Origin of the sequence: Halomonas citrativorans (assembly GCF_900163645.1) — a bacterium.
Classification (GTDB): Bacteria; Pseudomonadota; Gammaproteobacteria; order Pseudomonadales; family Halomonadaceae; genus Vreelandella; species Vreelandella citrativorans.
This window is the reverse complement of record NZ_FUKM01000011.1, coordinates 110173-120522: the sequence shown is the minus strand read 5'-3', so window position 1 is coordinate 120522 and position 10350 is coordinate 110173. Positions and strand designations below refer to the sequence as shown.

Annotated in this window: 8 protein-coding genes and 2 tRNA genes; 4 read left to right on the top strand and 6 right to left on the bottom strand. The window is 53.4% G+C overall.

Annotated elements, in window-relative coordinates; all coding sequences use genetic code 11:
- Positions 1-92: 92 nt before the first annotated feature.
- The 3 genes from CZ787_RS02990 to CZ787_RS02980 all read right to left on the bottom strand — a co-directional run bounded on the left by CZ787_RS02990 (position 93) and on the right by CZ787_RS02980 (position 1130).
- Positions 93-169, bottom strand: a tRNA-Asp gene (locus CZ787_RS02990).
- 59 nt (positions 170-228) lie between these two features.
- Positions 229-304, bottom strand: a tRNA-Val gene (locus CZ787_RS02985).
- A 94-nt stretch (positions 305-398) separates the two neighbouring features.
- On the bottom strand, positions 399-1130 hold the full coding sequence (locus CZ787_RS02980) for an alpha/beta fold hydrolase (protein ID WP_140398962.1): 732 nt from the start codon (positions 1128-1130) through the stop codon (positions 399-401).
- Between the two features lie 144 nt (positions 1131-1274).
- On the opposite strand from CZ787_RS02980, the gene CZ787_RS02975 reads away from it, so the two are divergent.
- From CZ787_RS02975 to fnr, 4 genes are all read left to right on the top strand, one after another.
- Entirely contained in the window at positions 1275-3131 is a 1857-nt protein-coding gene (locus CZ787_RS02975) for a heavy metal translocating P-type ATPase metal-binding domain-containing protein (protein WP_087106011.1), read from the top strand.
- Complete coding sequence (locus CZ787_RS02970; protein ID WP_087106009.1) at positions 3128-3841, top strand: sulfite exporter TauE/SafE family protein; 714 nt, start codon at positions 3128-3130, stop codon at positions 3839-3841. Before CZ787_RS02975 ends, CZ787_RS02970 begins: the two co-directional genes overlap by 4 nt.
- 85 nt (positions 3842-3926) lie before the next feature.
- Positions 3927-5354: an oxygen-independent coproporphyrinogen III oxidase gene (hemN, locus tag CZ787_RS02965; RefSeq protein ID WP_087106007.1), complete on the top strand. Its 1428-nt coding sequence runs from the start codon at positions 3927-3929 to the stop codon at positions 5352-5354.
- A 61-nt stretch (positions 5355-5415) separates the two neighbouring features.
- Positions 5416-6168 (top strand): fumarate/nitrate reduction transcriptional regulator Fnr, encoded by a 753-nt coding sequence (gene fnr / locus CZ787_RS02960; protein ID WP_087106005.1) that lies wholly within the window; start codon positions 5416-5418, stop codon positions 6166-6168.
- Here the strand turns inward: fnr and ttcA are convergent.
- The 3 genes from ttcA to CZ787_RS02945 all read right to left on the bottom strand — a co-directional run bounded on the left by ttcA (position 6155) and on the right by CZ787_RS02945 (position 9723).
- Complete coding sequence (ttcA, locus tag CZ787_RS02955) at positions 6155-7066, bottom strand: tRNA 2-thiocytidine(32) synthetase TtcA (protein ID WP_087106003.1); 912 nt, start codon at positions 7064-7066, stop codon at positions 6155-6157. The two genes, fnr and ttcA, sit on opposite strands and share 14 nt — an antisense overlap.
- Positions 7067-7249: 183 nt before the next feature.
- Positions 7250-7912 (bottom strand): DNA polymerase III subunit epsilon, encoded by a 663-nt coding sequence (locus tag CZ787_RS02950; RefSeq protein WP_225733820.1) that lies wholly within the window; start codon positions 7910-7912, stop codon positions 7250-7252.
- Positions 7909-9723 (bottom strand): putative nucleotidyltransferase substrate binding domain-containing protein, encoded by a 1815-nt coding sequence (locus CZ787_RS02945; protein WP_087106001.1) that lies wholly within the window; start codon positions 9721-9723, stop codon positions 7909-7911. Before CZ787_RS02945 ends, CZ787_RS02950 begins: the two co-directional genes overlap by 4 nt.
- Positions 9724-10350: the final 627 nt, after the last annotated feature.

Genomic DNA, 10350 nt, shown 5'->3' with positions numbered 1-10350 from the left:
CTCGCGACCTCCGGCGTGACAGGCCGGCATTCTAACCAACTGAACTACCGGTCCGAATAGCGATAACTGCTACAAAGTAAAACGTATGATGATGGCGGACCGGACGAGACTCGAACTCGCGACCTCCGGCGTGACAGGCCGGCATTCTAACCAACTGAACTACCGGTCCGCATTACATCATGCTGATATTACTTTGGTACTGCTTTACGTTTCCAGACCATCTTTCGATGGTGGGTGGTACTGGGTTCGAACCAGTGACCCCCAGCTTGTAAGGCTGGTGCTCTCCCAACTGAGCTAACCACCCGCTGGTCACGTGGCGCTGCATTCTACAGAAGCCCTGCTGAATGTCAACACGTTATGTTTAAACTTTATGATTTAAACCAGCGCGTTGCTCACATTCACGAAGGCGTTCCATGAGCGCGGACGAAGGATGCCGCAAGTGAGGCTGCCTCGTCAATCAAAAACTCATGTTTTAATCCAGAAGCACGCCTTGGCTTAAAGTCATGGTCACCATCAGTTAGCCAGTCAAGCCTGGTTTGAGGCGTTAATGGATAGCCAATTACTTCTTCACGCGTACCAAACGGGTCACGCTCGCCTTGTAGTACCAGTACCGGACAGTGAATATCAGGCCAGTGACTTAACCGACGTTTTTCAGGTGCTTTCGGCGGATGAAACGGATAGCCCGCGGCGATAACACCAGGGCAAGCCTGCTGGCTGGCCAACATCGTCGCAACCCGTCCGCCCATCGACTTTCCGCCCACCCACAGTGGCGATGCCGCCAATGGCGCAAGCAGACGATACCAGGCAGTAAAATGCGCTACCGTGTGAGCAACCGGCGGTGGCGGGCGGCGTTTCCCCTGTTGATTAATCTGCTGCATATAGGGAAAGTCAATCGCAAACACCTGAAGCCCCTGGGCTGCCAGCCCATTGATCATGCGCTGCATAAAAGACGACTGATGCCCAGCGCCTGCGCCATGCGTCCATAAAATACGCCCGATATGCGCCCGCCCCACCACTGCCAGCGGCCCAAGCCCCTCCACTAAAAAGAATCTGGGCGCTTCAATTTTCGTCAAGGCATCCTCTAGCGCGTCTGGTGGAAGGGGCAAATATCCTGCATAAGCGTCTGGCATCACTGTTTTCTTTCTCCTGGCATTTTAATCCGTTAAACCTTCACTATTCATTCAAGAGTTTTCAGATGGCTGCTACCTTAAGGAAACACTCTTGCCTGATAAAGCGTTGATGATACGGTTATTTAAAGAACGGGCAACGAGGCCATGACAACGTTATCGGCCTCCTCTTGTTACCACTGTGGCAGCCCTGTTCCGAGCAATGCGCCTTGGCATATAACGCTGGACGCCACCACGTACCCGTTGTGCTGCCCAGGCTGCGAGGCCGTTGCCCATGCCATTGTACAGGGCGGCCTGGAGCGCTATTACCAGCAGCGCACTGAGCTGCCCGAAACGCCCGCCGGAGAGTCACTCGATAGCGATGCCTGGGCGTATTTCGACAGCCCTGAATTTGAGACAAAATTCCGGAAAACGTTACCCCCTGGCGTCGACAGTGACCAGTTAAGCGCTACGTTCGCGGTAGAAGGTATTACCTGCAATGCCTGTGGCTGGTTAATTGAACATCGCTTAAATGCGCTGAAGGGCATCATTTCAAGTGCCGTCGATTTATCACGGCATCGCCTTCACGTTAGCTGGCAACCCAGCAAGCTTAAGCTTTCCCAGCTACTGGCCGAGCTTGCCGGTATTGGCTACAGCGCCCTGCCTTTTGAGCCAGACCCTGCACAGGAACGCGTGCGCTATAAAAAGCGCCTGGGTGCTTGGCGGCTGGGAGCATCGGGGGCGTGCCTTCTCGGTATCGCGCTGCTCATGCTTTTTTTGCAAGGCGAAGCACGGGGGGATCTCAATACGCGTACTACTACGCTGCTTCACTGGCTTCCCATGGTACTGGCAACGCTTGTCATGCTGTTTGCCACACCGCCTTTTTTTCGACAGGCGCTTGCCGATATAAAGCGTGGTTTGTTGGGTCCGGCCGTGCCTATTGCCCTGGCCTTGGGCAGCGCTTACCTGGCCAGCGGCTACGCATCTTTTTTTCACCCAGGGGAGCACTACGTTGGCATGTACGTTGGCATGATTGCGCTGCTCACAACGCTGTTACTGCTGCTTGGCTGCGCTCGATCACTACCCATTTTAAGAAGCCCTCAAGACACATTTAAAGGAGCCCTACCCGCCACGACCATTCGGCGCTATCCCGACGAAAGCGAACGAATTTTACCCGTGTGCGAGCTTTGCCCAGGTGATCGTATCGTTGTGAATGCGGGACAGCGGGTACCTATTGACGGCATTATCGAGCAAGGCGCATCAAGCCTGAACACCTCACAGCTCACCGGCGAACCGCTCCCGGTGAGTTACGCTAAAGGAGATAGCGTGCTGGCAGGCTGCCAAAACCTCGAAAACCCGCTGGTGATTAACGTAGTCCAACCGCCTGCCCATACCCGTATCGCAGCGCTAGGCGCCTTGGTTGGCGCTGCTTTTACTGGAAAGCACCTGGCCAGTATTAATGCGCGCGGCGTGCACAAATGGGCCGTTGGCCTGCTTATCATAACGCTGGGCGTGACAGCGATCTGGTGGTGGTTTAAACCGCTAATGGCATTGGATGTACTGCTTTCTCTGCTGATAGCAGGCAGCCCTTGCGCCCTGGCGTTGGCAACCCCAGCGGCGCTGACGGTCGCTTACCAGCAGTTACGCACACGAGGCGTGGTGATGACGAATCCTTGCGCCCTGCTTTCATTGGCCAAAACAACGCAGGCAGCAGATGAGGCGATAGCGTCTTGCTCAGACGTAGTCATACTCAGCCCACGAAGCGGGCGCGCAGTAGAAACCCTTGGCATTGCGCGCGCCACGCAGCGCTGCATACAACACTCAATGGGTATGGCGGCCTCCATCAGCGTGATAGCGCTTTTCCTGGCGGCAGTGGGCGTTCTATCGCCGTTTGGCGCCATCACGGGCGCTGGCGTCAGTGTGCTTGCCGTCATTGCTAATACGCTACGCTTTTCACGCAGGCTATCTACTTCAAACGTATCCACCTCCCATTTATCCACTTCAGTAGTCAAAGGCGTGCCATGAACCCGACCGGGCTTGATCTTCCTCCGCTTATCGCCGCGTTTGTGTTTGGGTTGATGGGCGGGGCCCACTGCATCGGCATGTGCGGAGGCGTCATGAGCGCATTAACCTTTGCCATCCCGCCCAGTATGCGTAGCTCGGCACGTATGGGCGGCCTACTGCTAAGCTACAATCTGGGCCGAATATTAAGCTACATGACGGCAGGCGCGCTGGTAGCCGCGTTGGGCACCGTGCTTTCGCCCTCACTGCTGGCGCGCCAACTGCTGCAAGGCGTTGCAGCACTCATGCTGATTCTTATGGCGCTGTATATTGCTAACTGGTGGAAAGGGCTTTTGCGCGTGGAAGCCGTGGGCAGACGATTATGGCGTCACCTTGAGCCCTTGGGACGACGTTTGATGCCGGTGGTTCATTTCCCCCAGGCATTCGCGCTAGGCGCCCTTTGGGGCTGGCTGCCCTGTGGGCTGGTTTATTCAATGCTGGCCTGGAGCCTGGCGACGGCCCAACCGCTTCTGGGGGCTTTATTAATGGGCGCTTTTGGCCTGGGCACCCTGCCTGCGCTACTGGCCACAGGACTTGCCGCACGTAAGCTTAATCATCTTATTCGTCACCCCGCGACAAGAACCATCGCCGCGCTCGTCATTATCGGTTTTGCCGTATGGCAGCTTTGGTCACTCAGCATGCACTCAGGTGGGCATTCACACGCCAATCATTGACCTGGCGCAACGCGCTACAGCGCTATGTTCTTTAGCCTATCGGTAGCTTTTTAAAACGTATTTTCAGCTACCGGAGCGCCTCTTCATGCCTGTATGTGCCACGGCTGTCCCCTCATCCGTTACTGCTACCGCGTCATCCAGCACCCGCTGGGATGAAGCATTGCTGCGCCGTTATGATAAAAGCGGCCCACGCTACACCTCCTACCCGACGGCGCTGGCCTTTCACGAGGAATTTACCGCCAAAGATGCGACCCAAGCCATTGAGCGCAGCAACGCAAGCCAGCGCCCGCTCTCCATCTACGTCCACATCCCGTTTTGTCGCAAAATCTGCTTTTATTGCGCGTGCAATAAAATTGCGACAAAAAATACCGCCCTGGCCGAGTCGTATCTCTATCGGCTAGATCGTGAGATGGTCCTGACGGCCCGCCACCTGGATGCCAAGCGCCCTGTCAATCAGTTGCACTGGGGCGGGGGAACTCCCACGTTTCTTTCACTCGAACAGATGGGGGACTTGATTGATCGCTTGGACGCCCGCTTTGGCCTTTCAAGCGCACCAGACCGCGACTACGCCATTGAGATCGACCCGCGCGAAGCCGATGTTTTAACCCTGCGCCACCTGCAGTCTTTGGGCTTCAACCGCTTGAGCCTTGGCGTACAGGACCTGGACCCACGTGTTCAGAAGGCGATTAACCGCCATCAGCCCCGCGTGCTCACCGAAACACTAATGGATGAAGCACACCGTTTGGGCTTTCGTTCGCTGAATCTGGATTTAATCTACGGTCTTCCCTTTCAAACGGAAAGGAGCTTTGCCAAGACGCTTGAACAGGTTATCGCGTTAAATCCGGCGCGTTTATCCGTGTTTAATTACGCGCATTTGCCTGAACGCTTCAAGCCTCAGCGGCGCATCAACGTGGATGATCTGCCAAGCGCGGATGAAAAGCTTTCGATTCTGCGTACGACCATCGACATGCTGACCGCTGCGGGCTATCGGCATATTGGGATGGATCACTTTGCCAAACCCAATGACAGCCTAGCGGTTGCCCAAGCCAACGGCACGCTACAGCGCAATTTTCAGGGCTACTCCAGCCATGCCAGGTGCGATCTTATCGGTCTGGGCGTGTCAGCTATTTCGCGAATAGGCGACAGTTATGCGCAAAATCCTACTGACCTGACTAGCTACGAAGAAAGCCTGGATCAAGGTCGACTGGCTATCGTGAAAGGCGTACGATTAAATCAGGATGACCTAATAAGAGCCGACGTTATCGAACGTTTAATGTGCGATATGCGTCTGGATTTAGCAACGCTTAGCCAGCAATGGCAGATAAACGCCAACGTCTACTTTGCCAGTGCGCTGGAAAGCCTACGCCCTGCTGAGCAGGATGGGCTAATCGTTCGCTTGGGTGATACGCTTGAGGCGACGCCAATGGGCCGTTTACTGATTCGCCAACTGGCCATGGCATTTGATGCGTACCTACCGGGGCATTCAAGCCAATGCTACTCAAGAATTGTTTAACCGGCAGCATTAACGCGTGCGGTAGATAACATTTAGGCAAAAGAGAAACAGGGAGATAGTCATGCCACCCTCAACAAGCCAACGACGCTCTCTTCTTCAAGAAGCACGCTGCCAGACCTGCAGCCTAAGCTCGCTTTGCCTGCCGCTAGCGCTTGAGCTTGAAGACATGGGGCAGTTTGATGCCATCATCAGGCGCCGGGCACCGCTGAAAAAGGGCGAAACACTGTTTCGTCAAGGCGACCGTTTTACCAGCGTGTATGCCGTTCGCTCAGGCAGCCTAAAACAGGTAACCAGCGAAGGTAATGGCAACGACCAGCTCACTAACTTCTTTTTGCCCAGCGAGCTTGTCGGATTGGACGGCATTGATGAAGAACACTACCCAGGCAGCGTGATTGCCTTGGAAACCACCACTATCTGCGAAATCCCCTTTGACCGGCTGGACCTGCTTTCAGAGGAGCTGCCAGAGCTTCGTGGCCAGCTATATCGCAGTATGAGCAAGGAGCTTCGCGATGACCGACGCATGATGCGCCTGTTGTCGCGCAAAACCGCCGACCAGCGGCTGGCCAGTTTCCTGCTGACGCTTTCAGAGCGTTTTCGGCGTCGGGGTTACTCCCCGTACAGCTTTAGGCTTTCAATGGCGCGTGCGGATATCGGCAATTATTTGGGGCTGGCGGTTGAGACGGTCAGCCGTATCTTGAGCCGTTTTCAACAGCAAGACGTGGTGGCCGTCTCAGGGCGGGAGGTTAACATCCTCGATATGCAGCGGCTTATAGCGCTTGCCGAAGAGGAAGAGCCAGTGATTAGCTCACGCTAAATGCTTCAATACGCCCCGCCATGAGCGCTTCCTGTTTGGCTTCCAGCCCCGCAAAGTCAAACAGGTCGCGGTCAGCTAGCTGCGAAGGCGCGACGTTAGTGACCGCTTTAAACATACTTTCCAAACGCCCCGGATGCTTTTTATCCCACTCGGCCAGCATTTCCTTAACAACCTGACGCTGCATATTCGGCTGCGAACCGCACAGGTTGCAGGGAATAATCGGGAACTCCATCAGGCGCGAAAACTCTGCGATATCCGCCTCTTTACAGTAGGCCAGCGGACGAATCACGATATTCTTGCCGTCATCGGAAAGCAGCTTGGGTGGCATTGCCTTCAGGCTGCCGCCAAAGAACATATTCAGAAACAGCGTTTCCAGAATATCTTCACGATGATGGCCAAGGGCGATCTTGTTGGCGCCAATTTCTTCGGCAAACCCGTAGAGCGACCCGCGCCTTAACCGCGAGCAAAGCGCGCAGGTCGTTTTGCCTTCCGGCGTTTTTTCCTTCACTACCGAGTATGTGTCGCGCTCCAGAATGCGGTACTCCACGCCGAGTTTTTCCAGATACCGGGGCAGTATATGCTCAGGGAAACCAGGCTGTTTTTGATCCATATTGACCGCCACCAGTGAAAAATTCACCGGCGCATTGCGCTGAAGATTGCGTAAAATCTCAAGCATGGTGTAGCTGTCCTTACCACCCGACAGGCACACCATGATCCGATCACCTTCATTGATCATTTGGTAATCGATAATCGCATTACCTACCTCGCGCCGCAGTCGCTTTTGCAACTTGTTGAATTCGCGCTTTTGTTTGGCATCCTCAAGCGCCGACTGGTCCTGTAGGTCAGGCGTCGGTGCAACGGTTGCTGCGGCGGGGTCAAAATGATCAAGGTGTTGCATGGTATAAGCACTGCCAATGGTAGAAGGAGCAGCCGCTATTCTAACAATACTCCCGTCGTTCACCCAACTGGCAAAATCACGTCGTCACTATGGTCATTACTACGGCTATCACTCTGGTTATCACTCTGGTTATCACTACGGTTATCACTACGGCCATCTGTATGGACGCCACTACGCTAGAAGCTAGCCCGATTGCGTCATATCACGCTGTAAGCGCATATACAGTAAGGCGCTTGCGGTGGCTTTGCCTAACAACCCTTGGGTCGAGATAGCAGGCACTTGCCAACAATCCAACGCCTCGGAAAACGGTTGGGAAGACTCCACTAGCGGATGTAAACGGCGTAATTGGCGCTGATGTAGTTTGGCCACATCGACCTGAACATTGGGCAGCCCAAACCCCAGGTGCGTTCTAAAGGCACTATTAAGCATGCAAAACTGCTGGTCCAGTTGCCACCCGACCAGCGGCCGGTTGCCAATAAAATCGGTAAACGCATGCAGTGTCTCGGCACAGGGGAGTACCGCCGTAGCGGTATTATAAAGCTGCTGATGCTGGCGCAGCGCCGCCTGGTCAACCGTTTGTGGGTCGGCAAACGTTGCCACCCACGGCTGGCTTGTGTGCACTTGCTGTTGATTAAGTACTACGGCAGCCACACTTAATACCGACGTTTCACCGGGTATTGATTCACAAGCCAGCGCCACTAGCTCTTCCCCCATATAGGGCTGAAAAAGCCAAGCGTAAGGCGAATTCGCATAGCGGCGCCGATCTCGCTCACGCTTAAATATTCTGCGCAGCGTTTGCCCCAGCAGTGCCATGCCTTTTTTACCGCCTTGCATAGCGCTGCTCATGAATACTCTAAATGGTAACGATAGGAGAGGCGCTGTTTAAAGTCTTTAACGATATGTAGCGACTCGCGCAATAAATCTCGCTCAAGCGACGAGAGCTCTTGCACCACCACGTGATTGGAGCGTGCATCGTCCATATCCTGCCCGCTAAGTTGCTGCTTGAGACGCAGCTCGGTCAACAGTGAAAGTGCCTCTCCTAAATCATCAGCTGTGCGTCGTTCAAGGCGGCCGTCATCAACCAGTGCCGTCAACCTGCCCAGCGTCGAGGTTACGCTGATGCGCCGCTCAAGCGCCATGGTACGTACACCGTGGACAATCGGGAAAATGCCGCCTTTTTTGATATCAATACCGTGCTGAGGCTTTTTAAGCGAGCCAAAAAGCGTCAGCGGTGTCGAAAAACGCAGAGCCGCACGTGCAAAGTAGGAAAGCAGAATTTCATCACGGGCACAGCGCTCAAATAGCGCCTCGCGCACGCTTTCAAGTAAACATGGATTACCTGCCATTGAGTGGGCATCCAGCATAATGGCAAGCCTCATTAAACTATCGCCATCGCGCACATTGGCCCATTGAGCAATACGCTTCTTCCACTGAGAAACGCTGGCAACCCACTCGGGATTAGAGACCATAATATTACCAGGGCACGGCGGGTAGCCCAGTTTTATGAGCGTCTCGGTTAAGGCCTGCATATCGTCGGCGACACTTGGCCACTGGGCGTCGTCGTCTAAAATCAGACCATTATCCTGATCCGTTTTCAAAATTTGCTCGCCGCGCCCTTCACTACCCATCACCATCAGGCAGCTATGCTGATGATGCTCCTCATTGATAACAAAATCCCAGGCCTTGCTCATAATCCGGCCATTCAAGGCCGCTAGCAGATCCATGGCAAAATTAAGCTTAACGCCTTGTGCCATAAGGGCTGTGACGAGTTCAGGGGTACGATGACTAGCAACCGCCAGCGTTTCCAGGTCATCAGCCTGCTCCACCTGCAGACTAACAACATAACTTCGGCTGGAAAAATAACTCAGCACATCCGTCAGCTCGACCACGCCTTTTAGCGCAGCCTGCTCCATCACCACAACGCGGGTAACCTTGTGCTGGGTCATTAATACCAAGGCTTCAAACAGGTACTGCTCAGGCGTTACCGTGACAAGGGAGAAGTGCGCTACCTGATCCACCAGAGTGGCTGGCGTGAAGCCGCTCACAACCAAGCCATTGAGCAAATCGGTTTTCGTCACCATTCCAAGCTTGCCCTGGGTTTCCACCAGCAGACTGTCGGCATGGCTTTCGTTAAGCTTTTCAACCGCCCCGGCAATAGTGGTAGAAGCATCCATCAGCAGGGGCGCTCGCATACATTCACTGATGCGGGCCAGCATAAAGCCTGCCATGGTGACACCACCGTCGGCGCGTTTTTCTGTCAACAAGCGCGCCTTGTGAGCAAGTGACTGCCTAAAGAACTGCTCAAAAGGAGGGTACTGGCGACAAAGCTGGCTAAACAGAAGGCTGGGCATGATGTAGCAAAGGCACTCCTGCTCAGCCTGAAAACGGTAGCGGCTTTTTCCGTTCAAGATGCTAATGGCGCCAAACAAGTCCCCTGCCGTGTAGTGCCCAATGTGAGCACTTGCCGCAGGCAAGGAGGGGTCTATCTCAGCGACGTCCCCCTTATGAATAAGAAAAACGTAAGCACCCTGCTCGCCCATTTCCAGGATAATGTCATCGCGGTCAAAATAGGCAAGGTCCATGCCTCGACGAACATGCTCGCGCCCCGTGTCATCAAGCAACGTAAATGGCAGTTGGGACAGATCAACATCAACCATGGGGCATGTCCTTACACTACAAAAGAAAAAAGCGACGTCCGTAAAATTGGAAGTACGTCAATCAACGGGTGAGGTACTTCTTTCTGGTTTACGGTGTTTAAGAGCCAGCCTACTACTTTTTATTAGTAACGGTAGAGTCAGACTACTGCCTAGCATAAGCCCTTCTCAATAAAGTAAACCAATTAACCCAAATAAGCCTGTACAAAACCTGCCACTAAGAAACACATACTACTCTATATACCTTTATCTATTATTCCAACGTCGCCCCGACGTTGGTTTAAACGACTAAAGTAGCACCTCCCCAGCAACTAACCGTTAGCATTGAACGCTATTTTAAAGTAGCAAATATTATCTTTTAACCAAACCCTAGACCATCGTTCAACTAACGAGTAGTCTGCTGAAAAAATGTACGTAAAAACGCTAATATTCAGCCATTTGAAACTCTTTATTTAGTCTATAATAGATAGTGATACCAAAGTCTGGGATTATTTTTTAGCGATTATTGTCCAGTATTGACAATGCATCATTCAGGGTAATTGCACAGTGCTAACCAAAACTTACCAAAATCTCATAGAACGCTTGTATCAACGGCAATAATCAATAACCAACCAAGAGACAAAACCAAGC